This window comes from Bradyrhizobium sp. CCBAU 51753, assembly GCF_015291565.1.
Taxonomy (GTDB): domain Bacteria; phylum Pseudomonadota; class Alphaproteobacteria; order Rhizobiales; family Xanthobacteraceae; genus Bradyrhizobium; species Bradyrhizobium ivorense.
In genome coordinates this window covers 8,380,590-8,407,500 of record NZ_CP030037.1, presented here as the reverse complement: position 1 = coordinate 8,407,500, position 26,911 = coordinate 8,380,590, and the positions used below count along the sequence as shown (strand labels likewise).

The 26,911-nt window shown below is 64.5% G+C and carries 24 protein-coding genes, 1 tRNA gene, 1 rRNA gene and 1 pseudogene; 7 read left to right on the top strand and 20 right to left on the bottom strand.

Annotated elements, in window-relative coordinates:
- Nucleotides 1-104 precede the first annotated feature (104 nt).
- Together rrf and XH93_RS38675 are read left to right on the top strand one after the other, a co-directional pair.
- A 5S ribosomal RNA gene (gene rrf / locus XH93_RS38680) occupies nucleotides 105-219 on the top strand.
- 384 nt (nucleotides 220-603) lie between these two features.
- The gene (locus XH93_RS38675) at nucleotides 604-1,221 is read left to right on the top strand and encodes a hypothetical protein (RefSeq protein ID WP_194471467.1); all 618 of its coding nucleotides are present in this window, start codon (nucleotides 604-606) and stop codon (nucleotides 1,219-1,221) included.
- A gap of 205 nt (nucleotides 1,222-1,426) precedes the next feature.
- Here XH93_RS38675 and XH93_RS38670 read toward each other — a convergent pair whose 3' ends face one another.
- A complete protein-coding gene (locus tag XH93_RS38670) occupies nucleotides 1,427-2,515 on the bottom strand; it encodes a TRAP transporter substrate-binding protein (protein ID WP_194471466.1) in 1,089 nt (362 codons plus the stop codon).
- Nucleotides 2,516-2,834: 319 nt separating this feature from the next.
- Here XH93_RS38670 and XH93_RS38665 point away from each other — a divergent pair, with 319 nt between their 5' ends.
- A complete protein-coding gene (locus XH93_RS38665; protein WP_194471465.1) occupies nucleotides 2,835-3,920 on the top strand; it encodes an SDR family oxidoreductase in 1,086 nt (361 codons plus the stop codon).
- A gap of 655 nt (nucleotides 3,921-4,575) precedes the next feature.
- Here XH93_RS38665 and XH93_RS38660 read toward each other — a convergent pair.
- From XH93_RS38660 to XH93_RS38640, 5 genes are all read right to left on the bottom strand, one after another.
- The gene (locus tag XH93_RS38660) at nucleotides 4,576-5,883 is read right to left on the bottom strand and encodes an NAD(P)H-dependent oxidoreductase (protein ID WP_194471464.1); all 1,308 of its coding nucleotides are present in this window, start codon (nucleotides 5,881-5,883) and stop codon (nucleotides 4,576-4,578) included.
- Between the two features lie 104 nt (nucleotides 5,884-5,987).
- Complete coding sequence (locus XH93_RS38655) at nucleotides 5,988-6,788, bottom strand: phytanoyl-CoA dioxygenase family protein (RefSeq protein WP_139486714.1); 801 nt, start codon at nucleotides 6,786-6,788, stop codon at nucleotides 5,988-5,990.
- Nucleotides 6,789-6,899: 111 nt separating this feature from the next.
- Nucleotides 6,900-7,574, bottom strand: coding sequence for a GntR family transcriptional regulator (locus tag XH93_RS38650; protein ID WP_194471463.1), 675 nt, complete (start codon nucleotides 7,572-7,574; stop codon nucleotides 6,900-6,902).
- Nucleotides 7,575-7,990: 416 nt separating this feature from the next.
- Entirely contained in the window at nucleotides 7,991-9,247 is a 1,257-nt protein-coding gene (locus tag XH93_RS38645) for a M20/M25/M40 family metallo-hydrolase (protein WP_194471462.1), read from the bottom strand.
- Nucleotides 9,248-9,295: 48 nt separating this feature from the next.
- The gene (locus XH93_RS38640; RefSeq protein ID WP_194471461.1) at nucleotides 9,296-10,171 is read right to left on the bottom strand and encodes a sigma-70 family RNA polymerase sigma factor; all 876 of its coding nucleotides are present in this window, start codon (nucleotides 10,169-10,171) and stop codon (nucleotides 9,296-9,298) included.
- A 109-nt stretch (nucleotides 10,172-10,280) separates the two neighbouring features.
- Between XH93_RS38640 and XH93_RS38635 the strand changes: the two genes are divergently transcribed.
- A complete protein-coding gene (locus XH93_RS38635; RefSeq protein ID WP_194471460.1) occupies nucleotides 10,281-10,736 on the top strand; it encodes a carboxymuconolactone decarboxylase family protein in 456 nt (151 codons plus the stop codon).
- A gap of 190 nt (nucleotides 10,737-10,926) precedes the next feature.
- On the opposite strand, the gene XH93_RS38630 is transcribed toward XH93_RS38635, so the two are convergent.
- Entirely contained in the window at nucleotides 10,927-11,736 is an 810-nt protein-coding gene (locus tag XH93_RS38630; protein WP_194471459.1) for an alpha/beta fold hydrolase, read from the bottom strand.
- A 153-nt stretch (nucleotides 11,737-11,889) separates the two neighbouring features.
- Between XH93_RS38630 and XH93_RS38625 the strand changes: the two genes are divergently transcribed.
- A complete protein-coding gene (locus XH93_RS38625) occupies nucleotides 11,890-12,432 on the top strand; it encodes a methylated-DNA--[protein]-cysteine S-methyltransferase (RefSeq protein WP_194471458.1) in 543 nt (180 codons plus the stop codon).
- Nucleotides 12,433-12,770: 338 nt separating this feature from the next.
- Here XH93_RS38625 and XH93_RS38620 read toward each other — a convergent pair whose 3' ends face one another.
- The 5 genes from XH93_RS38620 to XH93_RS38600 form a co-directional block, all read right to left on the bottom strand.
- On the bottom strand, nucleotides 12,771-13,643 hold the full coding sequence (locus XH93_RS38620) for an MBL fold metallo-hydrolase (protein ID WP_194471457.1): 873 nt from the start codon (nucleotides 13,641-13,643) through the stop codon (nucleotides 12,771-12,773).
- A 17-nt stretch (nucleotides 13,644-13,660) separates the two neighbouring features.
- Nucleotides 13,661-14,851, bottom strand: coding sequence for a serine hydrolase (locus XH93_RS38615; RefSeq protein WP_194471456.1), 1,191 nt, complete (start codon nucleotides 14,849-14,851; stop codon nucleotides 13,661-13,663).
- A gap of 24 nt (nucleotides 14,852-14,875) precedes the next feature.
- Nucleotides 14,876-15,487: a glutathione S-transferase family protein gene (locus XH93_RS38610; protein ID WP_194471455.1), complete on the bottom strand. Its 612-nt coding sequence runs from the start codon at nucleotides 15,485-15,487 to the stop codon at nucleotides 14,876-14,878.
- 139 nt (nucleotides 15,488-15,626) lie between these two features.
- Nucleotides 15,627-16,469, bottom strand: coding sequence for a fumarylacetoacetate hydrolase family protein (locus XH93_RS38605; RefSeq protein WP_194471454.1), 843 nt, complete (start codon nucleotides 16,467-16,469; stop codon nucleotides 15,627-15,629).
- 241 nt (nucleotides 16,470-16,710) lie between these two features.
- Complete coding sequence (locus tag XH93_RS38600) at nucleotides 16,711-17,559, bottom strand: MBL fold metallo-hydrolase (RefSeq protein ID WP_194471453.1); 849 nt, start codon at nucleotides 17,557-17,559, stop codon at nucleotides 16,711-16,713.
- A gap of 120 nt (nucleotides 17,560-17,679) precedes the next feature.
- On the opposite strand from XH93_RS38600, the gene XH93_RS38595 reads away from it, so the two are divergent.
- The gene (locus tag XH93_RS38595) at nucleotides 17,680-18,093 is read left to right on the top strand and encodes a DUF3775 domain-containing protein (RefSeq protein WP_139486703.1); all 414 of its coding nucleotides are present in this window, start codon (nucleotides 17,680-17,682) and stop codon (nucleotides 18,091-18,093) included.
- A 442-nt stretch (nucleotides 18,094-18,535) separates the two neighbouring features.
- Here the strand turns inward: XH93_RS38595 and XH93_RS38590 are convergent, their stop codons facing one another.
- From XH93_RS38590 to XH93_RS38575, 4 genes are all read right to left on the bottom strand, one after another.
- A complete protein-coding gene (locus tag XH93_RS38590; protein WP_194471452.1) occupies nucleotides 18,536-19,525 on the bottom strand; it encodes an NADPH:quinone reductase in 990 nt (329 codons plus the stop codon).
- Nucleotides 19,522-20,304, bottom strand: a complete 783-nt coding sequence (locus XH93_RS38585) for an SDR family oxidoreductase (protein WP_139857888.1) — start codon at nucleotides 20,302-20,304, stop codon at nucleotides 19,522-19,524. The genes XH93_RS38590 and XH93_RS38585 overlap by 4 nt, the downstream gene beginning before the upstream one ends.
- A gap of 299 nt (nucleotides 20,305-20,603) precedes the next feature.
- Nucleotides 20,604-21,119: a CvpA family protein gene (locus XH93_RS38580; protein WP_194471451.1), complete on the bottom strand. Its 516-nt coding sequence runs from the start codon at nucleotides 21,117-21,119 to the stop codon at nucleotides 20,604-20,606.
- Between the two features lie 209 nt (nucleotides 21,120-21,328).
- A complete protein-coding gene (locus tag XH93_RS38575; protein ID WP_194471450.1) occupies nucleotides 21,329-22,936 on the bottom strand; it encodes a GMC family oxidoreductase in 1,608 nt (535 codons plus the stop codon).
- Nucleotides 22,937-23,267: 331 nt separating this feature from the next.
- On the opposite strand from XH93_RS38575, the gene XH93_RS38570 reads away from it, so the two are divergent.
- Nucleotides 23,268-23,344: transfer RNA gene (locus XH93_RS38570), tRNA-Met, on the top strand.
- Nucleotides 23,345-23,442: 98 nt separating this feature from the next.
- Here the strand turns inward: XH93_RS38570 and XH93_RS38565 are convergent.
- The 4 genes and pseudogenes from XH93_RS38565 to XH93_RS38550 form a co-directional block, all read right to left on the bottom strand.
- A pseudogene (locus XH93_RS38565) lies at nucleotides 23,443-23,671 on the bottom strand (glutamate synthase-related protein); the annotation flags it as partial.
- A gap of 106 nt (nucleotides 23,672-23,777) precedes the next feature.
- Nucleotides 23,778-24,656, bottom strand: a complete 879-nt coding sequence (locus XH93_RS38560; protein WP_194471449.1) for an ABC transporter permease — start codon at nucleotides 24,654-24,656, stop codon at nucleotides 23,778-23,780.
- A gap of 1 nt (nucleotide 24,657) precedes the next feature.
- Nucleotides 24,658-25,539, bottom strand: coding sequence for an ABC transporter permease (locus tag XH93_RS38555; protein WP_194471448.1), 882 nt, complete (start codon nucleotides 25,537-25,539; stop codon nucleotides 24,658-24,660).
- A 72-nt stretch (nucleotides 25,540-25,611) separates the two neighbouring features.
- Nucleotides 25,612-26,904 (bottom strand): PotD/PotF family extracellular solute-binding protein, encoded by a 1,293-nt coding sequence (locus XH93_RS38550; RefSeq protein WP_194471447.1) that lies wholly within the window; start codon nucleotides 26,902-26,904, stop codon nucleotides 25,612-25,614.
- Nucleotides 26,905-26,911 lie beyond the last annotated feature (7 nt).

The window sequence follows — 26,911 nt, the reverse complement described above, 5'->3', positions numbered from 1 at the left end:
GTGTCCATAGGGCCGCAAGGCCCGTGACCAGAATGTATGAGTGGCGTCAGTCACAAGACAGACAGCCAAGATCGCTTGCTTCGTTTTCCTTTGTCCTTCGCCGGCCTGGTGGTTCTAGCGAGGAGCATGAACCCGATCCCATCCCGAACTCGGCCGTTAAACTCCTCAGCGCCAATGGTACTATGGCTCAAGCCCTGGGAGAGTAGGTCGCTGCCAGGCCTGCCAAGGACAATGGAATTCCTCTTTACGTGTCATGATCAAAGCAAAACGCCGTCTCCGATTGGAGGCGGCGTTTTTGTTTGTGGCGAGTACGTCCGCCGTTCGCCGCCGACGATTGCCGTCGCTCCGCGGGATCCCAGCCACACAACCGATTTCGCGACGAAGCCGCTGCGAGCTGCCTGAACGGATGTGCGTGATTGCGATCACGGAACGCAACACCGGCGGCATCATTACGTCTGCGTCGACCTGAACGGTTTGTGATTATTCGGCCACGATTGGCCGTCATCGTCTACGACGAAAGTTCATGGGCCATTCATTTCAATTTCCGTACCCCTTGCCCGCAAGAAGCCCGGCAACCGAACCCTGCCCAACAAGGAGACTTCCATGCGTGAGATCGTCCGTCCCGTATTTGCTGCGTTTGGTGTCGCGTGCCTTGCTGTCGCGATGACCGCGGCATCGAACAGCGGCGCGTTCGCGCAGGCCAAGCAGCAGCAGATGGCGCCGCCGGCCAAGCAGCCGGCGCAGGCCGCGCCCGCGGCGCAGGATCAGGCGCCGCCGATCAAGCAGATCGCGCTGACCGACAAGCAGGTCGACGGCGCGCTCGCTGCGGCCAAGGAAATGGATCCGATCACCGCCAAGCTGGCCGAGAATGCCAAGCCGGATCCGAAGATCATCGCGCAGCTCGAGGGCATCGCCAAGAAGAACGGCTTTGCCAGCTATGACGAGTACAACAGCGTCGTCGACAACATCTCGCTGGTGCTCGGCGGCTTCGATCCGCAGACCAAGAAGTATGTCGGTCCCGAAGCGGTGCTGAAGGCGCAGATCGCGCAGGTCCAGGCCGACAAGCAGATGTCGGCCAAGGACAAGAAGGAAGCGCTCGCCGACCTCAACGAAGCCCTGAAGTCGCCGCCGCCCGCGCTCGAGAACAAGGGCAATATCGACCTCGTCACCAAGAGCTACGACAAGCTGATGGAAGAATTCGGCGGCAGCGACGAGAACTGATCGCTTCACCTCGCCCCGCGTGAGGGGGAGCCACCGCGAAATCCAACTATCGCAATGTATGCGGAAGCGGCCCCTCACCCCAACCCTCTCCCCGTAAGAACGGGGAGAGGGAGCGCACCGAAACTGATGCGGCTATGTTCGCTCGAACAAATAGCCCCGGAGAAATTTCTCCGGGGCCTTTTTGCGTCTGGTGTCGCGTTGCGGCTCAGGTCCGCGTCCGCATCCGCATCATGAAGGTGTCGAACGAGAGCTCGGCGACCTGCATCCAGGCCAGCGATTCGTTGCGATAGGCCGACAGGCTCGAATACATCTTGCCGAAATGCGGGTTGCTCTTGGCGAGATCGGCATAGATCTCGTTGGCGGCGTTGTAGCAGGCCTCCAGCACTTCCTGCGGGAACGGCCGCAGCTGCGCGCCGGCGACGATCAATCGCTTCAGCGCCGGCGGATTGACCGCGTCGTATTTGCCGGTCACCCAGGTGAAGGTGTCCTCGGACGCCGCCTGGATCGCCGCCTGATAGTGTTTCGGCAGCGCGCTCCACTTGTCCATGTTCACCACATTGTGGCCCTGGCCGGTGCCTTCCCACCAACCCGGATAGTAGTAGAACTTGGCGACCTTCACGAAGCCGAGCTTCTCGTCGTCATACGGCCCGACCCACTCGGCGGCGTCGATGGTGCCTTTTTCCAGCGCCGGATAGATGTCGCCGCCCGCGATCTGCTGCGGCACGCCGCCGACCTTGGAGATGATGGTGCCGGCGAAGCCGCCGACGCGGAATTTCAGGCCCTGGAAATCTGCCATCGACTTGATTTCTTTCCGGAACCAGCCGCCCATCTGGGCGCCGGTCGAGCCGGTCGGAATGCCGATGCATTTGTATTCCTTGAGCAGATCGTTGAGCAGGTCGGTGCCGCCGCCCCATTGCAGCCAGGAAATATGCTGGCGCGTGTTGAGTCCGAACGGCAGCGACGTGCCGAAGGTGAACGCTGGGTTCTTGCCCCAGTAGTAGTAGAGCGCGGTGTTGCCGATCTCGACCGTGCCGTTGGAGACGGCGTCGAGCACCTGCAGGCCGGGGACGATCTCGCCGGCGGCGAAGGGCTGGATCTGGAACCGGTTGTCGGTGATCTCTGCGACGCGCTTGCAGAAAAACTCGCAGCCGCCATACAGCGTATCGAGCGCTTTCGGCCAGCTTGCCGCCAGCCGCCATCTCACTTCCGGCATCGACTGTGCGACTGCGGGCGCGGCCACTGCACTCGCGGCCAGGCCGACGCCGCCTACCTTCAAGAATTCACGACGCTTCATGCGATTCCCTCCAATGTTGCCGATGCTTCGACAAGGGAACGATCTTGATGTCGTCTTCTTCGCCGATGAATCGACGTTGATATGTGAACGTGTCCGGTGGCCCTCGACGGGCTCTTGTTGGCGGAATTCCGAGTTGTCCGGTTCCGCGGGCAGGATGACGGTTTGCCGAAGGAAATCAAGCGCTGCGTTCGCCATAGACGCGAATGAATGCCGGCACCGGTAGACTACGGCCCGCGCGGCAGCCAAGGTTACGACCAAGGCGGGCGGACCGCCACGGTCTGCCGGGCAGGGCAGGCCAGCATGATGGGAGCTCAAGGACATGGCCAACAAGAAAGTTGTGGTTGCCGGGGCAACCGGCCTCGTGGGCAGTGCCGCTCTGCGACACTTCGGCCTAGACGAAAGTAGCGAGCGGATCGCGCTGTCGCGGCGCAAGCCGCGCGATCTCTACGGCGCGCGCCACGTGCCGATCGACCTCACCAGCGCCGAGGATTGCCGCCGTGTGGCGGCCGAGCTCCGCGGCGCCACCCATCTGGTCTATGCGGCGCTCTATGAAGCGCCGAACCTGGTCGACGGCTGGCGCGACGCGCGGCAGATCGAAACCAACGATCTGATGCTGCGCAATCTGATGGGCGCGCTCGAGCCCGTCGCGCCGGAGCTGAAGCACGTCGCCTTGCTGCAGGGCACCAAGGCCTACGGCGTGCACGTCCGGCCGCTCACGGTGCCGGCGCGCGAGGGCCGCTCGGAAATGTACGAGCAGCCGAACTTTTACTGGGCGCAGGAGAATTTTCTGCGTGCCCTGCAGCAGGGCAAGTCCTGGCACTGGAGCATTCTGCGCCCGGTGCTGATCATCGGCGAAGCCATGGGCGGCGCGATGGACCTGATCCCGCCGCTCGGTGTCTATGCAGCAATGCTGCGCGAGCAGGGCCGGCCGCTCGACTATCCCGGCGGCGCCGCCCGCGTCGCGCAGGCGGTCGACGTCGATCTGCTGGCACGCGCGATCGCCTGGTCCGGCGAGGCCGCGGCCGCGCGCAACGAAGCCTTCAACGTCACCAATGGCGACGTCTTCACCTGGGAAAACATCTGGCCCGCGATCGCGGACGCGCTGGAGATGAAACCGGGACGGCACGTGCCGCTGTCGCTGGCGCGAGAGTATCCAAAATGGATCGCACCGTGGGACGAGCTGCGCAGGAAGCATGACCTGATCGCGCCCGGCCTCGAGGAGTTCGTTGGCCTGTCGTTCCAGTACGCCGACTACAGCATGCGCCACGGCCAGACCGAGTCCGGGCCGCCCTCGATCGTCTCGACGGTCAAGATCAACCAGGCCGGCTTTACCGAGATGATGGATACCGAAGCGATGTTCCGCAAATGGTTCAAGCTGGCGAAGGCAAGCCGGCTGCTGCCGTAGCGATTGGAACGCTCGCTCTCTCGTCTCCCTCTCCCCGTTCTTCACGGGGAGAGGGCGGGGTGAGGGGCCTCCATCCGGCGAGCAGTTTGCCGATTGTCGAGCAGCGTGCCTCGCCCCTCACCCGGATCGCATCTGCGATGCGCTCCGACCTCTCCCCGCAAAGAGCGGGGAGAGGTGAAACCTCTTTCGTCTCCCTCTCCCCGTTCTTCACGGGGAGAGGGAGGGGTGAGGGGCTTCTATCCGGCGAGCAGTTTGCGATTTGTTGAGCAGCGTGCCTCGCCCCTCACCCGGATCGCATCTGCGATGCGCTCCGACCTCTCCCCGCAAAGAGCGGGGAGAGGGTTGGGGTGAGGGGCTTCCATCCGGCGAGTAGTTTGCGATTTGTTGGGCAGAGTGCCTCGCCCCTCACCCGGATCGCATCTTGCGATGCGATCCGACCTCTCCCCGCAAAGGGCGGGGAGAGGTGAAAGGTCTCTCGTCTCCCTCTCCCCGTTCTTCACGGGGAGAGGGCGGGGTGAGGGGCCTCCATCCGGCGAGCATTTGCCGATTGTTGAGCAGCGTGCCTCGCCCCTCACCCGGATCGCATCTGCGATGCGATCCGACCTCTCCCCGCAGAGAGCGGGGAGAGGTGAAGAGAGCCGGCAACGCGAGAGCGTTACCGCGAAAACGCCGCCTCCATCGCCTTCCTTGTCTTGATCGTGTCGTTGCTCTCATCGACCTCGACATCGCTCCAGCGCACCACGGCGCCGTGGGCGATGTCGTTCTTCAGCTTGACGCGATGGGCGAGCCCGATCGGCAGCGCGCCGGCGGCGAGGCTGGCGGTGGCCGGCATCAACTTGCCCCACACCGTGTAGCCGCCTTCGCCGTCGAGCATTTCGCCGGCGCGCAGATTGCGTTTTGCCACCGCCGCGACGTCGCCGCGAAAGCCGCGCGGCTGGCCGGTCGGCTCGTTGCGCAGCGCCGCCGACAGGATCGAGATGTTCAGTTCGAGCCCGATCAGATGATAGGGCTTGTACATCGCCGCATAGCGGCCGGACGAATCGGTCTTGAGGCCGTATTGCTTGAAGCAGTCAGCGGCATAGTCGTTCGGCGCCTCCAGCACCACATAGACGCCCCAGCGCAGATCGCGAAACACCGGCCGGCCGTCGCGCTCCAGCGAGGACACCACCTCGACGATGCCGGATTTTTCCAGCACGCCGCCAGCCTCGCGCGGCCGCATCACATGCGGCAGATCGTCGACGCCGCACGGCGGAAACAATAGCCCCTCGGAAGGCACGTCGAGCGTGCAGGCATTGGCAATCGCCGCCATCTCGATCGCGGACTTGGTGCCGTCGAGGAAGGAGTTGAACATCTGCGGATTCATGCCGGCGGACTGCGCTTCGCCGGCGGTGAGCCCGTAATGCTGCCAGACGCCCTCCGGCGTCACGTCGTGATAGGCCGGAAGATATTTCGTGCCCTTGCCGGCGGCGACGACGCGAAAGCCGGTGGCGCGCGCCCAGTCGACCATCTCCGCGGTCAGCGCCGGCTGGTCGCCATAGGCGAGCGAATAAACCACGCCGGCCTTGCGCGCCTCCTCGGCGAGCAGGGGACCTGCCAGCACATCTGCCTCGACATTGACCATCACGACATGCTTGCCGGCCGCGATCGCGGCGCGGGCATGGCGAATGCCGACCGCGGGATTGCCGGTCGCTTCCACCACCACATCGAAGGCGCCGCCGGCAATGGCGCGCGCGCCGTCGTCGGTGAACGCGGTCGCCTTGATCCGCTCGTCGTCCCAGCCGACTGTGCGGCAGGCCTCGCGCGCGCGATCGCGGTCGAGGTCGACGATGACGCTCACCTCGAGGCCCGGCGTGTGCGGCACCTGCGACAGGAACATCGAGCCGAATTTTCCGGCGCCGATCAGCGCGACGCGGACCGGCTTGCCGGCGGCCGCGCGGGTTTGCAGGAGGTGATGCAGGTTCATGATGATTTCCAATCGGGAGTCGTTCCGGGGCGGTCCGCAGGACCGAACCCGGAACCTCGAGATTCCGGGCTCGCGCTACGCGCGCCCCGGAATGACAGAAGTGACTACTCCGCCGCCTGGCGCGGCGCACGGGCGAGCCGCAGCAGCGCGTCGTCGGCGACCGTCTGGATCGGCGTGAAGTCGCGGTGCGCGATGTAGTCCGGCCGCGTCGGGGTGCGGATGTAGTTCGAGACCGCGTTCAAGGTCAGATAGACGATCTTGCGCGGGTAGGGCGTGATGTTGCCGCTCGAGCCATGCACCAGATTGCCGTGGAACATCAGCATGCCGCCGGGCTTGCCGGTCGGCGCGACGATGCCGCCCTGCTTGACGAGGCGCGTGACCGTCTCCTCGTCGAGCGTCCACAGCGGGTAGGATGTGGTCTCCAGATCGTGCGAAGCCTTGAGGTCGCCGGCGGTCTGGCTCTGCGGCACCAGCATCAGCGGGCCGTTGATCGGCATCACCTCGTCGAGGAAGATCGCGATGTTCATCGCGCGCGGCTCCGGCATGCCGTCGTCGCGCTTCCAGGTGCCGTAATCCTGGTGCCACTGCCAGACGTCGCCGGTGAACGCCGCCTTCGCATTGATCTTGAACTGATGCATGTAGACCTTCTCGCCGAACAGCTGTTCGATCGGGTCGATCATGCGCGGATGGGCGCCGAGGACGCCGAACGCCTCGTTGTAGAGATGCGCGGCAAACGCCGTGCGCGGCGCGCCGCTCTTCTCGCGCCACACCTCGGGACGGTCCGCGTCGTAGATCGCGACCGCCTCGCGGGCGAGGAAATCGACCTCTTCCTGACTGAACAGCTCGGGCAGGAACAGCCAGCCTTCGCGATGGAAAAATTCAACCTGCTCCGGGGTCAGTTTCATGGTGCTTTCCTCCTGTTGTTTGTTGTTGTCTCCGTCATTCCGGGGCGCGCAGCGAACCCGGAATCTCGAGGTTCCGGGTCTGGTCCTTCGGACCATCCCGGAACGACGCAACTACGCCGCCACGTCGACGGCCCTCAATTTCTCCTCGGTCATCCGTCCCGCGGTCTGCGCATGCGCCAGCGCCGCAGCCTCGGCGGCGGTGGCATTGCCCGCAAAAATATGCGCTCCGATGGTTTCGTGTTCGGTCCAGGCGCTGCCGCGATAGTCGAGCTCGGCGAGCACGGTCGCCATCGAGCGGCGCATATGCGGCCATTGCGGCGCGATCATCTCCTCGATCGCGGAATTGCCGGCGAGGCGATAGATCGCGCTGTGGAAGTCGACGTCGAGTGCGATCAGGCGCGCCAGCGGCGTGCGGCCATCGATGCCGCGGCCGGCGTCGAGCGCGGCCTCGAGCGCCGCGCGTCCCGCGGAGTCGTCCTGCACGCGCCCGGCCGCCAGCCGCGCCGCTAGCGCATCGATCGCGCCGCGCACCTCATAGAGCTCGCGGATGCGCCGCGGATCGAGCTGCGTCACCTCGAAGCCGCGCCGGCCGCTTTCGGCGACGAGGCCCTGCCGGTGCAGCAGATGCAGCGCGTGCGACACCGGCTGCCGCGAGACGCCGAGTTTTTCCGCGAGTTCGTTCTGGGTGATGCGCTGGCCCGGCGGCAGCGTGCGGTCGATGATCGCCTCGAGCAACCGCCCATAGACCTGGTCGATCAGGTTCGGAAGCGGGTCCAACGGGATCATGTCGGTCATCCAAATTTGGAATACGGAATTCCGTGTTCAGATATGGAAACTACTGCCGGCGCGACGAGCCGTCAAGGCTTCGGTTGGTGGGTGACTTAATTGTTTGAAAATACGGGAGATTTTAGCTACGGCACGTCCGACATAACCTCAGCCGCGGTCAAGACATCAATTGCGAGCGGAGCAAGCGGCACCGCTCTCGCCAACCTGCAAGGGCGGAGTGAGCCTGAACGGCGTGCTCACCTCACGCGAGTCCCGAGCAAAACCGTCCGAACAGTTTGAGCTCGTAAGGGACGCTCATGCGGATGGGCTCCCTCCCCCCTTGCGGGGGAGGGCTGGGGAGAGGGGTGGCCCCGGGTGCCGGTGCCAGACGTCGATCGCCGCAGCATCAGCGCCCGCACAATGGGAAGGACGAGCCGTTACTTCTGCTTGCCGAGATCCACCAGCATCCGTGTCATCAGATAGAGCCGCGGCACGATCGAGTTGGTGTCGATGTATTCGTCGCGGGCGTGATAGCCCCAGCCGGCGAGGCCAAAGCTTTCGACCACGATCGCCTTGCCGCTGCGGCCGGCATAGCCGGCGTCGGTGGCGCCGCCGGTCATCTCGGCGATGTCGAGCGTGCGATCGAGCTCGCGGTAGATCGCCTGCCCGTCTTTGGCGAGCGCGCGGCCGCGATCACTCGCCACGAAGGGCGGGCGGCCCGCCACCACCTTCACCGTCACCTCGGTGTCCGGGATCAGCTTGGTCTTGATCTTCTCGTCGAGCGCGGCCTGCAGCTTCTGCACGCCGTCGGGAACGGTGAGACGGATGTCGGCGCCGGCGGTCGCCTGGTCGGGGATCTGGTTGCGCACGGTGCCGGCCTTCGCAGTGGTCCAGTTCAGCTGCGTGCCCGGGATCGATTTCGCGACGTCCTGGGTCTGCAGCAATTGATGCGCGAGCTCGAGCAGCGCGTTGCGGCCGAGCTGCGGCGCGGCGCCGGCATGCGAGGCCTTGCCCTTCACGTCCATCGTGCCGGTCGCGGTGCCGCTCGCGCCGAGCAGCAGGCTCTCGTTCTTGGCGACCGGCGGCGCCACCGTCGGCTCGCAGGACAGCACCACATCGTGCTGGTCGGCGAGCTCGGCGATGATCTCGCCGGAGCCGATCGAGCCGACCTCTTCATCCGGGTTGAACGACACCGTGAGCTTTGCGTAGTCGCGCCAGCCGGAATCGTTCAGGATCTTCAGCGAATGCAGGATCACCGCGATGCCGCCCTTGTCGTCAGCGATGCCGGGTCCGTAGATCCTGTTGCCGTCGACCTTGTAGGGCTGCGAGGCCAGAATGCCGTGCTCGTAGACGGTGTCCATATGCGCGATCAGCATCAGCTTCCTGGTGCCGGTGCCTTCGAAGCTACCGATCACCATGTCGGCGCCGGCGCCGCGCGTGGTCTTGCGCCGCTCGGTCTTGGCGCCGAGCGCCTTCAGCCGCGCCTCGGTGTAGTCGGCCATCTTCTTCAGGCCCTCGATGTCGCTGGAGCCGGATTCGATCATCACCATGTCGCGCAGGCTCTCGATCACCGCAGGCTGGGCCTGCTCGGCGGCGGCGCGCAGTTTTTCATCCGCCGCGGCAAGAGCGGAGGACGAGGCGAGGGTGAACGAAAACAGGCTGACCGACGCGAGCCGTCTGACGGAATATTTCATGGTGTGTCCTCCCCGGAATATGCGCGGGAAAGACACTAGCATTGCGCCCTACCCGCCTCCAGCCGCATCGAGCACTTCGACATCGAGCGTCTCGATGTCCGAGACATTGGCGATCGCGTCGATCGCAGCAATCCGGTCGCCGTCGGTGGTGACGCGCAGCACGATGCGCAACCGGCCGCCGAAGATGACGGCAACGCCCAGTTCGCCGTCGACCAGCGCAGGCCGCGCCGCCTGCGCGCGGCCCTGGAAGGCTTCCGCAATCGCCGCGGCGCCGCGAATTTCCGTCAGCGAGCCGAGCCGCTGCGCGGCCTCGTCCGCGCGCACCACCGCGTCCGGCGCGAGCACCGCAAGCAGTCCCTCGAAATCGCCGTTGCGCGAGGCCGCCAGGAAGGCTTCGACGATCGCGCGCTTCTCGCCGAAATCGGCGTCCGGCGCCGGCGGCGCCCCTTGCACGCGGCGCCGCGCCCGGCTCGCAAGCTGCCGCGCAGCGGCCGGCGTGCGTCCGACGATCGGCGCAATCTCCTCGAACGGCACCGCGAACATGTCGTGCAGCACGAACGCCAGCCGCTCGGCCGGCGCCAGCGTTTCCAGCACCACCAATAGCGCGGCCCCGACCGAGTCTGCCATCTCGGTCTCGCGCTCTGCGGAACTGTCTGCCGCTGGCTCCGGCACATCAGGGCTCATCGGCTCCTCGCGGCGCGACTTGCGCGAGCGCAGCATGTCGAGGCAGATGCGGGCGATCACCGTGGTCAGCCAGCCGCCGAGATTGTCGACCGCGGCGGCTTCAGTGCGGCTCAGCCGCAGCCAGGTTTCTTGCACGGCGTCGTCGACCTCGGCGGTCGAGCCCAGCATGCGATAGGCCACCGCCCGCAGGCGCGGCCGGTTGGCCTCGAACTGCTCTGCCAGAAACTTTTTCTCGTCCATCGGTCACATTCCCTCGGGTCGCTCCGTCATGGCCATGACGAACGAAAGCCGGCCGATGTGACAACAGATCGGCGCGGTTGCGTCAAAGAGCAAGATCAGGAGATCGATGATGCAAGCCCGAATGAAACACCCGGTGATGGTTGTTCCCGACGCCATGACGGCGCTGCAGGCGCTCAGCGAAACCACCAAGCAGGCGCTGCCGGAAAAGCTGCTGGAACTGGTGCATCTGCGCGCCAGCCAGATCAACGGCTGCAGCGTCTGCGTCGACATGCACCCAAAGCTCGCCCGGCGCGCCGGCGAGACCGACGAGCGGCTGTTCGCGGTCGCCGCCTGGCGTGACGCGCCTTATTTCACCGCCGCCGAGCGCGCCGCGCTGGCGCTGACCGAGGCAGTGACCCGGCTCAGCGACCGCGAGGATCCGGTGAGCGATGCGGTGTGGAACGAGGCTGCAAAGCATTACAACGAGCAGCAGCTCGCGTCGCTGGTGCTGGGCATCGCGGCGATCAACGTCTGGAACCGGCTCAACGTCGCGGTGCGCCAGCCGGTCGGCGCGTGGAAGGTGTGAGGGTTCTCACCCGCACGCACGCTGCACCCTCTCCCCTTGTGGGAGAGGGTGGCGCGATCGAGCGCAGCGACATCGCGCCGGGTGAGGGGTTCTCTCCGCGAGTGATGGACGTGGATGGTCCTGCACCCCTCACCCGGATCGCATCTGGCGATGCGATCCGACCTCTCCGACAAGGGGAGAGGTGCACCGCCTACGCGGCGAGAAACTCCAGCACGATCTCGCAATATCGGCGCGGGGCCTGCTCGAACATCGGGTGTGTGGTGCCCGGGATCATCTCGACGCGCGCGCCCTTCACGTTGCTGGCGAGTGCGTGCAGCACCTTCGGCAGCACGCCCTTGGTGTTGGCGCCGCCGATGAACAGCGCCGGCGTTTTGATCGCTTCGGCATCCGCTTTGGAGAACGGCGGACGCTTGTCGCGGGTCTGGCCGACCAGCGTGATGGCGTTGTCGAGCAGGGCCTGCTTCGGCGCGGCCGGCAGCCGCTTCCAGGCGCCGGGGCCCTCCAGCGCGTCGATGAACAGCTGCATGCCGCCGTCGATGTCGCCCTTGGCGATCAGATCGGCGGAGGCGGCAATGCGTGCCGCCAGCGGCGAGGGGCCCGGCTGGTAATCCGGATCGAGCGTCGCGTCGAGTTCGCCGCCGGGCTCGGCGAGGATCAGCTTGCGCAGCAGGTCCGGCCGGCGCTGAGCGACGCGGAACGCGATGTGGCCGCCACGCGAATGCCCCATCAGGTCGACCGGCCTGGTGTCGAATGTCTCGATGAACGCAATCACGTCGTCGACATGCTGGGCGATCGAATAGGTGTCACCGACGCCGTCCCAATGTGCCGGAAAGAAGTGCCGCAAGCTGACCGCGATCACGCGATGCTTTTGCGTCAGCGGGCCGAGCACGGCGGACCAGATCCGGAAATCGCAGACCGAGCCGTGGACGCAGACCAGGGGCGGCCCTTCACCCACGTCGAGATAGGGCATGTCGAAACCGTTGACGTGAAGGCTATGCATTTGGGGCTCGCAGAGGGGCGGGAGATGTTGTTGATTTGGCCCAGGTTCCCACGGAATTCGGGTGGATAGCAACATTCTCCAAGCCTAGATTCCGCATCAACAGCAGGCTTTGAGTGTAGCCAGAACGAGTTCAGGGAATATCTGGAGCGAGCCATGACCGGCCAGCATTATGCAATCTTCGACACCGCGATCGGCGCCTGCGGCGTCGTCTGGGGCGAGCACGGCATCACCGGCACCCAGCTGCCGATGGGCAATGAGGAAAAGACCCGCAAGCGGATCCTGCAGCGCAATGGCGAGGTCACCGAGGCGGTCCCGCCGGCCGAGGTGCGGCACGCGATCGACGGCATGATCGAGCTGCTCGCGGGCAAGCCGAACGACCTCGCCGACATTTCGCTCGATCTCGACGGCGTGCCGGACTTCAACCGCAGCGTCTACGACATTGCGCGCAAGGTGCCGCCGGGCAAGACCATCACCTATGGCGACATTGCCAAGCAGCTCGGCGGCGTCGAGCTGTCGCGCGACGTCGGCCAGGCGCTCGGCCGCAATCCGTGCCCGATCGTCGTGCCCTGCCACCGCGTGCTCGCGGCCGGCAACAAGCCCGGCGGCTTCTCCGCCAATGGCGGCGTGGTGACCAAGCTGAAGATGCTTGAGATCGAAGGCGCGGTGGTGAACCACACGCCGAGTCTGTTCGATTGAGCGAACGATCTCTCCACTCCCTCTCCCCGTTCTTCACGGGGAGAGGGTTGGGGTGAGGGGCTCTCTCCGCGAGGCGGTGCAAGTTGAGAGACCTGTACCCCCTCACCCGGATCGCATTGCGCTTCGCTCCGTGCGATCCGACCTCTCCCCGCAGGCGGGGAGAGGTGAAGGGACGCGGGCGGTCTCTCTTCTTCCTCTCCCCGTTCTTCACGGGGTGAGGGGCTCTATCCGGCGAGCAATTCGCGACTTGTTGAGCAGCGTGCCTCGCCCCTCACCCGGATCGCATCTGGCGATGCGATCCGACCTCTCCCCGCAAAGCGCGGGGAGAGGTGAAGCGCCTACCGCGCCATCTCGCATACGAAGCCATTGCCCTTGCGCTTGATCCTGCCCGATGACGGCGAGGGGAAATGCGCGGTGCAGCACAGCGTGTCGGTGTCGCAATAACGCTCCAGGAAGCTGCGCCGCGTCTTCGCGGCCTGCGCCTGGTCGACGTCGAACTTCGGCGACAGCTCCGGATAGAGCGTCTGGATCGGCGAATGCATCAGGTCGCCCGAAAACACCGCATCGTCCTTGCCGCGGCCGAAGGTGAAGGCGGCGTGGCCCGGCGTGTGGCCGGGCGTCGGCAGGATGCGCGTGTGATCGCCGATCGCGAAATCGTTGCGCACGATCTCGCTCTTGCCGGCCTCGACCACCGGCAGCACGCTGTCGCGGAACGGCGGCACTTCCGTCTTGCCGCTGGTTTCGGTCCAGTAGTCGAATTCGGTCTTGTCGAACACGTAGCGCGCATTCGGGAAGGTCGGCACCCAGCGGCCGTTCTCCAGCCGGGTGTTCCAGCCGACATGATCGACATGCAGATGCGTGCACATCACATAGTCGATGTCGCCGACCGAGAAGCCGGCCGCCGCAAGACCGCGCATGTAGGTGTCGTCGGTCTTCATGTTCCAGTTCGGCCGGTTCGGTCGCGGCTTGTCGTTGCCGATGCAGCTGTCGATCAGGATGGTGTGGTGCGGCGTCTTCACGATGTAGGACTGGAACGCCAGGATCAGCGTGTCGTTGTCGTCGAGCGCGCCCGCTTGCTTCATCCACATCCGGTGCTCCGCGAGCACGTCCGGCGCCAGGCCGGGGAACATGTCGAGCGCGGGCAGGAACGTCGTCTCCTGCTCGATGATGCGATGGATGGTGAGGTCGCCGACGGAAAATTTCAGGCTCATGGTTGGTCCTCGAGAAATCAATGCGCGTCGCGCACGGCGGCAATGACGATGTTGGCAAGGATATCCATCGCTGCAAGGCCTTCCTTGGGTTGGCCGTACTGGGCTGCCGTCGTCATCATCACAAGGTCGAGATCGGGAACGATGATGATGCGCTGGCCGCCCCAGCCGAAGGCGCCGACCCAGCGCACTTCCTTGCCCTCGGACAGCGAGCGCCCGACCCACCATTGATAGCCGTAGAACAGCGTGCCGCCGAAATAGCCGACCGCCTGGAACCGCGGCGCGATCGATTGTGCGATCCAGTCCTCGGAGACGATCTGCCGCCCGTTCCACGTCCCGCGATTGAGCACGAGCTGGCCGAGCTTGGCGGCGTCGCGCGGGCGCAAGCGCAGACCGGCGGCCGCTGCGATCTTGCCGTTCTTGTAGCTCTTCCATTCGAGATCGGTGATCCCGAGCGGCTCGAACAGCACTTCGCGCGCGAATGCCTCGAGCGGCTTGCCGGAGACGCGTTCGACGATGTTGCCGAGCAGATCCGTGCCGCCGCCACTATAGGTCCACAGCGCGTCCGGCGGCGCTGCGATCGGCTTGCCCAGGACGTAGCCGATCGGGTCGGCATCGAACGCGAGATGCGGCTCGTCATTGTTCGGGTCGCTCCAGGGCAGCGTCTCATCCCATTTGAAGCCGGAGGACATCGTCAGCAGATGGCGCAGCGTGATCGCATCCCATCCGGCTGATTTCACCGATTGATATTCGGGGAAGAATTTCACCACTGATGCATCGACGCCGGCGATCAGCTTGCGATCGATCGCGATCCCGACCAGCAGCGATGTCACGCTCTTCGACGCCGAGCGCATGTCGTGCTTGGTGGTCGCAGTGAAGTCGATGCGGGCTTCCGGCTGTCCCCAGGGCTGGTCGATCCCCGGGAAATATTGCTCGAACACCAGTCTGCCGTGGCGCACGACCACGACCGAATGGACCGCACTGCTGCGCAGCGCGAGCCGCTCGGCGATGCCACAGAGCCGCGCACCATCCATGCCGACGCTCTCGGGTGACGCGACCGCCCAGCCGTCGTCGAGCGAGGAGGGCGATCCGCAGGCGAGGTTTCGTTGTTCTGACGCCATGCTGTCGGCCTGCACTTCGGTGGCAGAGACGGTCAGCGCGAGCCCGAGGCTCGCGCTGAGAAGACGGAGGCGGGGGAAGCGATTGCGCATCGTCATTCTCCCCGCATTCCGCGTTTACGCCGCCGGCGGCGCCGAGATCTTCACCGACGGCCGCTCCAGCATCTTCTGATAGAAGGCGTCGAGCTTCGGATAGGCCTTGCGCCAGCCGCAATCGGCGAAGCGGAAGTCGGCATAGCCGAGCACGCAGGTGAGGCCGATCTGCGCAATGTCGAACGGCCCGTCGAGCACGTCCGGCCGGTCCTCGAACCGCGCCATGCCGGTCCATGCCCGGTTCCAGTGGTCGTCATACCAGGCCTGCCAAAGTGTGCCCTGCGGCCGCACCATCTTCTCGTAGCGGCACAGCAGCATGGAATCGAGCATGCCGTTGATAAGCGAGTGGTCGGTCTTCACCTTCCAGCGCCGCGGACCATAGCCCGGGATCAACCGGCCGCCGCCGAGCTCGTTGAGATATTCGACGATGACGTAGGAATCGAGAATGACGTCGCCATGGTCGAGGAGCAGCACCGGCAGCTTCTTCAGCGGCGTGATCTTGGAATATTCGTCATTGGCCTGACCCGGCGCGACGGTTGCCGGCACCAGCTCGATCTTGTCGATCAGGCCAAGCTCGATCGCGGCGATGCGCACCTTGCGGGCGAAGGGGGAGGCGGGAGAGAAGGTGAGTTTCATTGGGGGCCCTCAGCAATACGGTTGGAATAGTCCGTCATTGCGAGGAGCGAAGCGACGAAGCAATCCATGCTTCCGCGTATGTGGAGTGATGGATTGCTTCGCTTCGCTCGCAATGACGTGGTTGGGCCGGAGCCTCACCTCACGCCGCGATGATTTCCTGGCGCTGCTCGCCGAGGCCCTCGATGCCGAGCGTCACGACGTCGCCGACGTTGAGGAACTGCGGCGGCTTCATGCCGAGGCCGACGCCGGGCGGGGTGCCTGTCGTGACGATGTCGCCGGGCAGCAAGGTCATGAACTGCGAAAGGTACGAGATGCACTGCGCCATCGAGAAGATCATAGTCTTGGTGTTGCCGGTCTGGCGGCGCTGGCCGTTGACGTCGAGCCACATCGACAGGTTCTGCACGTCGGCGATCTCGTCCTTGGTGGCGAGCCAGGGGCCGACCGGGCCGAAGGTGTCGTGCGACTTGCCCTTGGTCCACTGCCCGAGGCGCTCGGCCTGGAAGTGACGCTCCGAGACGTCGTTGCAGACGCAATAGCCGGCAACGTAGTTCAACGCGTCGGCTTCCGAGACGTATTTGGCGCGGGTGCCGATGATCGCGGCGATCTCGACCTCCCAGTCCAGCTTGGTCGAGCCGCGCGGCTTCTCAACCGCATCGTTCGGGCCGCACAGCGAGGTCGACGCCTTCATGAAGATGATCGGTTCGGTCGGGATCGCCGCGCCGGTCTCTTTCGCATGATCCGAATAGTTGAGCCCGATCGCGACGAATTTGGAGATGCCGGTGACGGGGGCGCCGAAGCGCGGCTTGCCGGAGACGGCGGGGAGGGAGGCAGCATCGAGGCCAGCGAGCTTCTTCAGCGATTCCGGCGTGTAGGCATCGCCGGTCAGGTCCTTGATGTGGGCCGACAAGTCGCGGAGCTGGCCGGATTTGTCGATCAGACCGGGCTTTTCCGCACCCTTTTCGCCATAACGAACAAGCTTCATGTGATCACTCCCTACGATGTCCCTGAGGATTGTTTATCGGTCATACCTCGTCCCGCTTCATGGAACAGCGGGCGGGGAAATTCAACCGCCATAAGCGCGCTGCATTGCTGCCAGCCCATATTTCAAGGCTGTTTCGGTCCGATCCGGGCAGCGTGCAGCTGGCGTAGCCCGCATGAGCGCGGCGATATGCGGGACCTCCGCCCCCGGATGTCGCTTCGCTCATCCGGGCTACATTTCTCGATCAGGGCAGCGCGACGAACCGGAATGCGTCGCCGTCGCGCTTGATGTGGCCGGCGCCGAAATGTCCGCCGATCACCAGCGTCGGCGTGTCGGCGAAGCGCGAGAACAGCGCGCGCCGGGTGGCCGCCGATTGCTGCGGATCGCTGTCCACCGTCGCCGACCAGTCGAGATGGTACATCTGGCAGGGATGATGGGCGGCATCGCCGGTCAGCAGCGCGTCCTCGCCGCCCGACCTGATATGGACGCTCATGTGTCCCGGGCTGTGGCCGGGCGTCGGGATCAGCGTGATCTCCTCGGTCAAGCGGTGATCGCTCGGCACCAGTTCGGCCTTGCCGGCATCCGCGATCGGCTTCACCGAGTCGGCGAACACGGCGGCATGCGCGGGATCGTCAGAGTGATCGCGCCAGTAATCGAATTCGGTCTTGCCGAACACATAGCGCGCATTGGCGAAGGTCGGTAGCCATTTGCCGTCGACCAGCCTGGTGTTCCAGCCGACATGGTCGACATGCAGATGGGTGCACAGCACGGTGTCGATGCTGTCGGGGGCGAAACCCGCCGCGGTCAACCGCTCCAGGAACGGCTCCTTGCGGTCGTTCCAGGTCGGCACGTTGCGGCCCTGCTTGTCGTTGCCGAGCCCGGTGTCGACGATGATGCGATGCTCCGGCGTTTCCACCAGCAGCGAATGGATCGACATTTTCAGCCGGCCCTCGTCATTGGCGAATTGCGGGATCAGCCAGGGCAAAGCGAGGATCTCTTCCCGCCCGGCGAGCGGCAGGATGAAGCGGGTGCTGCCGACCGTCTCGACCTCGACGATTTTGGTGATCCTGACCTTGCCCACGGTCCAGCGCATGCGGCGTGCCCTCGGTTTCTTGTTGCTCTGTTGCCGGACCATGCGGGTTTCTGCGCGCGAGCGCAATGGATCAAGTCGGCGCCTCCTGCGTTACCGCGTCGTTGGCAGAAGGAGTGTGCAATGCCGGAACTCACGATCTCCGCTGAAAAGGTCGGCTTCTTGATCGAGAAGGCGCGAGAATTTGACGTCAAGGAGGGGCTGGTCGATCCCGATTCCGGCTCGAACGGCGCCGATGACGACATGATCGACGTGCTGGAGGACGATGGCAGGGATCCGGTGGCGCGCGAGATCACCGGTTTCATTGACGCGCTCAGCGAGGACGAGCAGGTCGATCTCGTTGCGCTGATGCGGCTCGGCCGCGGCGACGGCACCATCGAGGAATGGGCCGACCTCCGCCGTGAGGCCGCGCGCGGCCGCACCGGCCGCGTCGCCAGCTATCTGTTGGGAGAGCCGATGCTCGGCGATCTCCTCGCCGAAGGGCTCGACGAATTCGGGCTGCAGCCGGGCGACGAGCGCACCACGCCGATGCAGTAACTGTGGCCGGCGGTGCCCTTCACCTCGCCCCGCTTGCGGGGAGAGGTCGGATCGCATGCAGCGCAGCGGAATGCGATCCGGGTGAGGGGGAGCCTCCGCAAACTCAACTCTTAGCCATCTCGCGGACGGAAGCCCCTCCCCCAACCCGCTCCCCGCATCCGCCTTCGCCCGAAGGCGGGCTTCGGCGGACAAGAGAGCGGGGAGAGGGAGAAGAACGCCGCCCGCTTCACCTCTCCCCGTCCTTTACGGCGAGAGGTCGGATCGCGTCAGCGATCCGGGTGAGGGGCAGGGCACGCTGTTCAACAATCGCGAAGTGCTCGCCGGATGGAAGCCCCTCACCCCAACCCTCTCCCCGCATCCGCCTTCGCCCGAAGGCGGGCTTCGGCGGACAAGAGAACGGGGAGAGGGTTGAAGAAAGGAAGAGCGGGGAGAGGGCGAGCGATCACCGCGCGCAGTCGACGATCACCGTGCCCATCTTGTCACCCTTCTCGACGGCGAGATGGGCCTCGGCAGTCTCGGCCAGCGCGAACTGTCCGGCGATGTTGTGCACGCGGGTGCCGGCCGCCAGCCATTTGCTGATATCGGCCTGCGCCGCGGCGAGCAGCGGCGGCGGCAGCGCGAACAGCACCAGCGAACGCAGCGTGATGCACTTCTCCATCAATTCGCGCATCGGCACGACAGGCGCGCGGTTGCCGTTGGTGGCGTAGACCGCAATCGTCGAGTTCATCGCCATCAGCTTCAGTGTGGTCGCGATGTTGCCGCCGAAATCGACGTCGACCACGCGGTCGACGCCGCGGTTCCCGGTGAAGTCCATCACCTTGGCGACAACGTCCTCGGTCCGATAGTTGACCACCATGTCGGCGCCGGCCAGCCGCGCCTCGACGTCCTTGACCTGCGAGCTCACCGTCGCGATGACGCGCGCGCCGCCCCATTTCGCCAGTTGCACCGCGTAGTGGCCGACAGCGCCGGCACCGCCGGTGACGAGCACGGTCTGTCCGGCGACTGGACCATCCGCGAACAGCGCGCACCACGCCGTCATGCAGGGAATGCCGAGCGTGGCGCCGGCGGCGAACGACACCTCGTCCGGCAGCGGCGTCACCAGATAGTCCGCGAGTGCGATATATTCGGCCGCAGTGCCGAAGGCGCGGCCGTTGCGCTGGCCGTTGAACAGCCAGACCCGGTCGCCGACCGCAAAGCGCGTCACGCCGTCGCCGAGCTGATCGATGATCCCGGCGCCGTCACTGTTCGGAATCACGCGCGGAAATTCCATCGCGCGATAGTTGCCGCTGCGGCGGCCGACATCGGCCGGATTGACCCCTGACGCTTCGAGGCGGATGCGAACTTCGCCCGGCCCCGCCTCGGGCGTCGGCATCTCGCCGACGGTGAGCACCGTCGGCGCCGCGCCGGTTCGTTCGTACCAGACTGCTCTCACAGCGTTCCCGGGAACGCGCCGCCATCGAGCAAAATGTTCTGGCCGGTGATGAAGCCGGCCTTGGCGCCGCACAGGAATGCGCAGGCGTAACCGAACTCATCGGGATGGCCGAAGCGGCCGGCCGGGTTCAGCTTGGCGCGCTCCGCCATCACCTGCTCGACCGGAATGCCGCGCTTCTCGGCTTCCGCCTTGCCGGTGCCGAGCAGACGGTCGGTTTCGAACGGGCCCGGCAGCAGCCCGTTGATGGTGACGTTGTTGATCACGGTCTTGCGCGACAGGCCGGCGACGAAGCCGGTGAGGCCGGCGCGGGCGCCGTTGGACAGGCCCAGAATCTCGATCGGCGCCTTCACTGCGGCCGAGGTGATGTTGACGATGCGGCCGAACTTGCGCGCCATCATGCCGTCGACGGTGGCCTTGATCAGTTCGATCGGCGTCAGCATGTTGGCGTCGATCGCCTTGATCCAGTCGTCGCGGGTCCAGTTGCGGAAATCGCCGGGCGGCGGACCGCCGGCATTGTTGATCAGGATGTCCGGATCGGGGCAGGCCTTCAGCACCGCCTCGCGTCCGGCCGGCGTCGTGATGTCGCCGACGATCTCGGTGACGGTGACGGACGGATGCGCCTTGCGGATCTCGTCGGCGGTTTTCTTTAGCGCCTCGGCGCCGCGCGCCGTCAGCGTCACATGCACACCCGCATCGGCGAGCGCGATGGCGCAGGCGCGGCCCAGTCCCTTGCTCGATGCGCAGACGATGGCCCGGCGGCCTTTGATTCCAAGATCCACGGTTCACTCCCTGAGATGTCGGGTGGTTTCTGACGTTCGATTGTCGCATTGTAGCCAAGCGCGGCGCCGCCGATAAGGGACGTGCAATGCATAAGTGCATGCCGGGCAGGAACACCGGGGGCGGCGGCCACGATTTCGGAATTTTGGAAAAATAATGCTGACTTGCCCGACGTGTCAAGTCGCCTCGGCGGGCCGGCAGCCGCCGGGCTACTTTGCATGGGGTTGTTTTTCGGCATTTGACGACGCACCCCTGCGACGGGGAGTTCCGCCGCCTCCAACCATGCCGGCGAGGCTCTGCGCTAGATGCGCCGCTCGCGCCGCAGCCGCTCGATCGCCATGGTGGCCTCCGGCGGCAGTGACCGGATGCCGCTTTGCCCGACCGCCGAGAACAGCGGCCGCAATTGCGATCCGTTGAGGAACTGCGGCTGATTGGCCAGCGGCACCAGCTGATCGAACACCAGCACGAGGGTGGTCACGACCAGCCCGACCCTGATTGCGCCGAGCAGCGCGCCGCCGAGCCGGTCGCCGATCCCGATCTCCGAGCCGATCGTGTCGTTGAGCATGGTTCGCGCCATTTTGCCGAGCACGACGCCGATCACCAGAAACAGGCCGAACAGTAACACGCCGTTTTGCGGAAACGGCGACGACGGCAGGCTCGCCACATGCGGCCCCGCCATCGACATCACGGCAACCGCCAGCGGCATTGCGACCAGATAGGCCAGGATCGTCACCGCGCTGCGCAACAGGCCGGTGTTGAAGCCGGTCACGACCGCAAACAGCAATCCGAGGTAAACGGCAGCGTCGAAGCTGTTCATGGCGGGACTTCCGAGGAACCGTGTCCGGCCTAGTCGATGTCGGTAAAGAAATCATCCTCATTGAACAACCGATGCTCGTCATTGCGAGCCAACGGGCCGCGCGGACGCGCGCCCGATGACAGGCTCCGCGAAGCAATCATGCCTCCGCTTGCGGCGCCATGGATTGCTTCGTCGCTTCGCTCCTCGCAATGACGACGTGGCGAGAGCGCTTACCCCGCCCGCGTCTCGGCCTTGATCATATCCGCGGCCTTCTCGCCGATCATGATGGTCGGCGCATTGGTGTTGCCGCCGATCAGGGTCGGCATGATCGAGGCGTCGACCACGCGCAGCGCCTCCAGCCCATGCACACGCAGTTTCGGATCGACCACTGCGAGCGGATCGCTCACCCCCATCCTGCAGGTGCCGACCGGGTGATAGACGGTGTCGACCCGCTCGCGCAGGATGGCGCGGATGTCGTCGTCGGTGCGCACGTGTGCGGTGAACACGTCCTTCTGCTGCAGGGCGCGCAGCGCGGGCGTCTCCATCAGCCGCCGCGTGGTCTTGTAGCCCGCGACCATCGCCTCCAGATCGTCATCCTCGCCGAGGAAGTTTGGATCGATCAGCGGCGCCTGCATCGCATCATTGCTGGCGAGCGCGACGCTGCCGCGGCTCTTCGGCCGCAGCAGGCAGACATGACAGGAGAAGCCGGTGCCGCCATGGCGCTTGCGGCCGTGGTCGTCGACCATCGCCATGCCGAAATGCAGCTGAATGTCGGGAATGTCGAGATCGGGCCGCGTCTTCAGGAAGCCGCCGCATTCGGCGAAGTTCGAGGTGAGGGGACCGCGGCGCTCGCGCCGATATTGCAGGATGGCGCGGACGAGCCGCGGCGTGCCCTTCAGCGAGATGCCGGCGAAGTTCGGGTTGTCGGACATGTAGCCGAAGATGAAGTCCGGATGATCCTGCAGATTCCGGCCGACGCCGGGCAGATGGTGCACGCCAGCGATGCCATGCTTGCCGAGGTCAGCCGCATCGCCGACGCCCGAGAGCATCAGCAGTTGCGGCGACTGGAAGGCGCCGGCGGCCAGGATCACCTCGCGCCGCGCGCGGATCTGCTTCAGCTCCTTGCCCTGGCGATATTCGACGCCGACGGCGCGCTTGCCCTCGAACAGGATGCGCGTCGCGTGCGCGGCGGTCTCGACGCGCAGATTGCTGCGCAACTTCATATGCGGATGCACATAGGCGCGTGCCGCGCTCCAGCGCTCGCCGTTGCGCTGCGTCACCTGATAGATGCCGAGGCCCTCATGGTCCTCGGCATTGAAATCCTCGCGGATGCGGAATTGCGCTTCCTGCGCGGCCTGCAAAAAGGTCTGCTGGATCGGATTGCCGGAACGCAATTTGTTGACCGCGAGCGGGCCGCCCTTGCCGTGATACTCGCCGTCGAAATCGGAATTGTCCTCGGCGCGCTTGAAGTAGGGCAGCACGTCGGCGAACGCCCAGCCGGTGTTGCCGAGCGCGGCCCAGTGGTCGTAGTCGGCGCGGTGGCCGCGGATGTAGACCATGGCGTTGATCGCCGAGGAGCCGCCGAGCCCCTTGCCGCGCGGCTGGTAGCCGATGCGGCCGTTGAGCCCCTTCTGCGGCACGGTGTTGAAGGCCCAGTTGTTGATGGTGCCGGCGACCATCAGCACCAGCGCGCCCGGCGTGGTGACGACCCAATTGTCGTTCTTGCCGCCGGCATCGAGCAGCGCCACCGAGGTCGCCGCATCCTCCGACAACCGCCCCGCCACCGCGCAGCCGCCTGAGCCGGCGCCCACCACCACGAAATCGAATGTGTCAGTCACGTTTCCCCCTTGCCGCCCCGGAACATCATCGAATGACGTTTCCTTGACGGATTTGTTGGGCGGCAAGCTCCGCTTTTGCACAGCTTCTGGCAAGGGCCGGTTCCCGGAGCCGATTTTGTCAGGAAATCGGTGGTTTCGGCGTCACAAAATCCTCAAAAACCCGCTCGCGGGGCTTTCCAAACCCGGCTTGCGTTGATACATACGCCCCGCACCCGACGGCCTCGGCCCGGGTTGCCTTCTCAGGAAGCCCTCCGGACGGATCGATCGGCGCCGTTAGACGCGTTGGCCGACCGCCTCAGGCTCCCCTTCTGCAAGGCATGCAACGGTTTAACGCGGGGTGGAGCAGCCCGGTAGCTCGTCAGGCTCATAACCTGAAGGTCATAGGTTCAAATCCTATCCCCGCAACCAACTCAAATTGCGAAACCCCAGCCCCGGCCCCAGTGGCTGGGGTCGACGGCGACGGTACCGATCGCAACCGCGTCGGCGCCAGGCGCAGGTGCCTTGGCGACGTCGGCGCCGGATTTCACCACCAGTGCTGTGTCGTTGTAAGGGCGGCTGGCGCCGACCTTTACGTAGATCGGGCTTTCGCCAGTTCGTAATCTCCCGGATTTCTTCGATCTTGATCTCCAGATCATCCGGCCCTGTCCAGTCCGGATGCCGTGAGGCGGAGCGCTGGTCGATGCCCGCCGGCGTGGTGCGCATTTCGGCAACGCGTTCGGATATCTTCTGGCCTAGCTAGCTACGTGCCGCCGCCTAGATCGAGGTCCAGCCTCATGTCTCGCGATTGAGGCGACGGTTGCGGCCGCGGTGCTGGTCTGACCTTCTCCCGAAGAGCTCGGCTCTACACCATCCCCTTTCCCGCGTCCGAGCCGTGACGTCTTTGCCGGGCCTGAAGCACAAGAATGACGACCAGCGCCAGGAAAATGACGAGAAAGGAAACCGCACTCGTCAGCGTTCCGAGCGCATAGATGTCCGGCTTTGTGACGGTGGTCGTCAGTCCCTGCAAATCAAGGGGCAGTGTGTTGACGGAGCCGATGGTCTGGCTCGAGCGTGCGAGTTCATCCCAGGACAAGGTAAATCCAAACAGGCCGATACCGACGACCGACGGCAATATGATCGGCAGCACGACGTGCCGAAATGTCTGCCACGGTGTTGCGCCGAGGTCGCGTGCAGCCTCTTCGAGACGGCTGTCGAACCGGTTGAAGATCGCAAACATGATCAGAAGGCCGAATGGCAAGGTCCAGGTCAGATGCGCGCCTAGGCCGGACGTAAACAGCCCCATCGCCGTCGTCCAATCTCCAACCCCGCTCTTGATGATGAAATCGTCGAGCAGGTGGAATTCAAGCGCGATGCCGAGCGAGGTGATGATCGACGGCATGATCAGGCTTGCGATGGCAACATAGAACAGCAAGGTCGCGCCGCGGAACGATCGGCGGAAGGCCATGCCAGCTGACACGGAGAGAACGACCGTAAGCGCCATGACCACGAGGCCGAGCTGGAGCGATCGCTTGAAGGATGCCCCGATGTCGATGATGCCCGAACCGGAGAACACCTTGCCGAACCACACGAGGGACACGCCATTCATGGGAAAGGTCAGGCCACCATCGGGTCCCTGAAACGACAGGATGTAGATCGCGAACATCGGTCCATAGAGGAACAGGACGTAGGCGGTGAAAAACGCAGCGAGCAGATAAAAGGATCGCGGTCGCTTCTCGCCCATTTCATAGTTCCTTGCGAACGTCGACGATCCGGGTCAGCGCCGAAATGATCAGGATCGTGATGCCGAGCAGGATGACCGCATTGGCCGCGGCCGCCGGGAATTGCAGCGCGTTCAGGCGGGCCTCGATGATCTTGCCTGCAGATGCAATCTGTTGGCCGCCCATCACCCCTATCGTGACAAAATCACCCATCACGATCGTGATCACGAAGATCGAGCCGATCACGATTCCGGGTTTTGCCAGGGGAATAACGATGTTCACCAGGGTCTGCCACCCGGTCGCGCCGGCATCATAGGCGGCTTCGATCAACCGCTTGTCGATGCGGATCATCGAGTTGAAGATCGGCACCACCATGAAGAATGTGAAGAGGTGCACGAGGGCAAGCACGACGGAAAACTCCGAGAACAGCAGCCACTCCAGCGGTTGGTGGATCAATCCTGCGCCCTCGAGGCCCCTGTTGACCAAACCGTTCCGGCCAAGAAGCGGAATCCAGGCAATCATGCGGATGACGTTCGATGTCCAGAACGGGATGGTGCAAAGCAGGGTGAGGACGATCTGCCAGGTTTTCGACCGGACATGGAACGCAAGAAAATAGGCGACGGTAAACCCGATCAGAAGGGTCAGCACCCAGGTCAGCAGACATAGTTTCAGAGTCTTCAGGTAGGTCTTCAGGATGGTGCAGAGATTGGGCAGATCGGCAATGCATCCCTCGAACGTATCGCTGTAGCCTCGCAGGCTGAACGCCGGAATCATCTCATATTCATTGTAATCCCACGCGCTGACGACAGTCACGAACAGCAACGGCAGCAGAAAGAACAGCGCGAAAACGAGCATCATCGGTGTGGCCTGAAGCCACGGAACGAAGGTCTTGCGGTCTTGCATCATTGAACGGCCGATCGCAGTGATGGCGAGGGAGGACTTGCCGCGCGCTTCGCCCGGCAAGTCCTCTGGATTGCATCAAGCGGCAATGAATTCATTCCACTTGCGCACCATGTAGTCGTTCTCGTCCATCACGGCATTCCAGCAGGCGACGGCGCCCATGCGGTCATCGTAGGATCCGCCGTCGCGCGTGGCGCCGGCCTTCTCGAGGATCGTGCCGTCGGGCGCCTTGATGTCGCCGACAGCGGCCTTGCCTTCCATCCAGTAGCCCCACTCGTCCGCCGTCATGTTGGCCTTGGCGGTGGACAGCACGGCGGAATAATAGCCCTGACGATTGAGATAGGCACCTGCCCAGCCCGACAGGTACCAGTTCACGAATTCATAGGCCCAGTCGAGCTTTGGTCCCGAGACCGCCTTCGATACGCAGAACCCTGACGCCCAGGAGCGATAGCCCTCCTTGAGCGGCTGGAACGTGCAGGCGATTCCCATCGAGCGCACCTTGGTGACCGCGGGCGACCACATCGACTGGATGACGGTTTCGCCCGATGCCATCAGGTTGACGGATTCGTTGAAATCCTTCCAGAATGCGCGGAACTGGCCGGCCTTCTTGGCTTCCGTCATGATCTTCATGGTGAGATCAATCTCGGCCTTCGTCATGTTGCCCTTGTCGGCATATTTGTGCTGACCGCTGGCTTCGACCACCATCGCGGCATCCATGATTCCGATCGACGGAATGTTGAGAATCGAGGCCTTGCCCTTGAACTCGGGATTGAGCAGTTCGGTCCACGATGAAATCGGCCGCTTGATCAGATCGGGCCGGATGCCGAGCGTGTCGGCGTTGTAGACCGTCGGGATCAGCGTCACGAATTCGGTTGGCGTCTTTGAGAACGTCTTGGAGTTCGCTCCATCGAGATAGAGCACCTTCCATGGCGCAGTGCCCTGGTCACCGATCTTCTTGCCGTTCGGCAATTGACCCTTGGTGAACACCGGCGTGATGTTGTCGAATTCCTTGATCTTCTTGGCGTCGAGGGCAAAGATGTTGCCCGACGGCACAAGCTTCTTCAGCGAGAAATACTCCGTATCCAGTACATCGAACGAGTTCGGCTGGGTGATCACGCGTTTGGTCACGTCGTCGGTGGTTGCCGTGATGTACTCGATCTTGATCCCGGTATCTGCCAGACATTTTTTCGAGATCTCGTCACCTTCGTTCACGGCTGTTCCGAGATAGCGCAGCACTTTCGCATCGGCGGAACGGACATAGGGAAATCCGGTAATCGCGCCCGAGCCTGCCGCGAGGCCGACGGCTCCGGCCGCGCCCTTCAGCACGGCGCGACGGCTGACGCGACTATTCGATTTCAAAGATTTGCTCATGTTGATC

Coding starts and splice junctions, on each gene's coding strand:
- XH93_RS38550 (WP_194471447.1), bottom strand. CDS start 26,904: ATGAGCAAATCTTTGAAATCGAATAGTCGCGTCAGCCGTCGCGCCGTG.
- XH93_RS38630 (WP_194471459.1), bottom strand. CDS start 11,736: ATGCATAGCCTTCACGTCAACGGTTTCGACATGCCCTATCTCGACGTG.
- XH93_RS38555 (WP_194471448.1), bottom strand. CDS start 25,539: ATGATGCAAGACCGCAAGACCTTCGTTCCGTGGCTTCAGGCCACACCG.
- XH93_RS38620 (WP_194471457.1), bottom strand. CDS start 13,643: ATGAGCCTGAAATTTTCCGTCGGCGACCTCACCATCCATCGCATCATC.
- XH93_RS38640 (WP_194471461.1), bottom strand. CDS start 10,171: ATGGACGAGAAAAAGTTTCTGGCAGAGCAGTTCGAGGCCAACCGGCCG.
- XH93_RS38675 (WP_194471467.1), top strand. CDS start 604: ATGCGTGAGATCGTCCGTCCCGTATTTGCTGCGTTTGGTGTCGCGTGC.
- XH93_RS38605 (WP_194471454.1), bottom strand. CDS start 16,469: ATGAAGCTTGTTCGTTATGGCGAAAAGGGTGCGGAAAAGCCCGGTCTG.
- XH93_RS38610 (WP_194471455.1), bottom strand. CDS start 15,487: ATGAAACTCACCTTCTCTCCCGCCTCCCCCTTCGCCCGCAAGGTGCGC.
- XH93_RS38580 (WP_194471451.1), bottom strand. CDS start 21,119: ATGAACAGCTTCGACGCTGCCGTTTACCTCGGATTGCTGTTTGCGGTC.
- XH93_RS38670 (WP_194471466.1), bottom strand. CDS start 2,515: ATGAAGCGTCGTGAATTCTTGAAGGTAGGCGGCGTCGGCCTGGCCGCG.
- XH93_RS38660 (WP_194471464.1), bottom strand. CDS start 5,883: ATGAACCTGCATCACCTCCTGCAAACCCGCGCGGCCGCCGGCAAGCCG.
- XH93_RS38625 (WP_194471458.1), top strand. CDS start 11,890: ATGACCGGCCAGCATTATGCAATCTTCGACACCGCGATCGGCGCCTGC.
- XH93_RS38665 (WP_194471465.1), top strand. CDS start 2,835: ATGGCCAACAAGAAAGTTGTGGTTGCCGGGGCAACCGGCCTCGTGGGC.
- XH93_RS38645 (WP_194471462.1), bottom strand. CDS start 9,247: ATGAAATATTCCGTCAGACGGCTCGCGTCGGTCAGCCTGTTTTCGTTC.
- XH93_RS38615 (WP_194471456.1), bottom strand. CDS start 14,851: ATGCGCAATCGCTTCCCCCGCCTCCGTCTTCTCAGCGCGAGCCTCGGG.
- XH93_RS38600 (WP_194471453.1), bottom strand. CDS start 17,559: ATGCGCTGGACCGTGGGCAAGGTCAGGATCACCAAAATCGTCGAGGTC.
- XH93_RS38635 (WP_194471460.1), top strand. CDS start 10,281: ATGCAAGCCCGAATGAAACACCCGGTGATGGTTGTTCCCGACGCCATG.
- XH93_RS38595 (WP_139486703.1), top strand. CDS start 17,680: ATGCCGGAACTCACGATCTCCGCTGAAAAGGTCGGCTTCTTGATCGAG.
- XH93_RS38655 (WP_139486714.1), bottom strand. CDS start 6,788: ATGAAACTGACCCCGGAGCAGGTTGAATTTTTCCATCGCGAAGGCTGG.
- XH93_RS38560 (WP_194471449.1), bottom strand. CDS start 24,656: ATGGGCGAGAAGCGACCGCGATCCTTTTATCTGCTCGCTGCGTTTTTC.
- XH93_RS38650 (WP_194471463.1), bottom strand. CDS start 7,574: ATGATCCCGTTGGACCCGCTTCCGAACCTGATCGACCAGGTCTATGGG.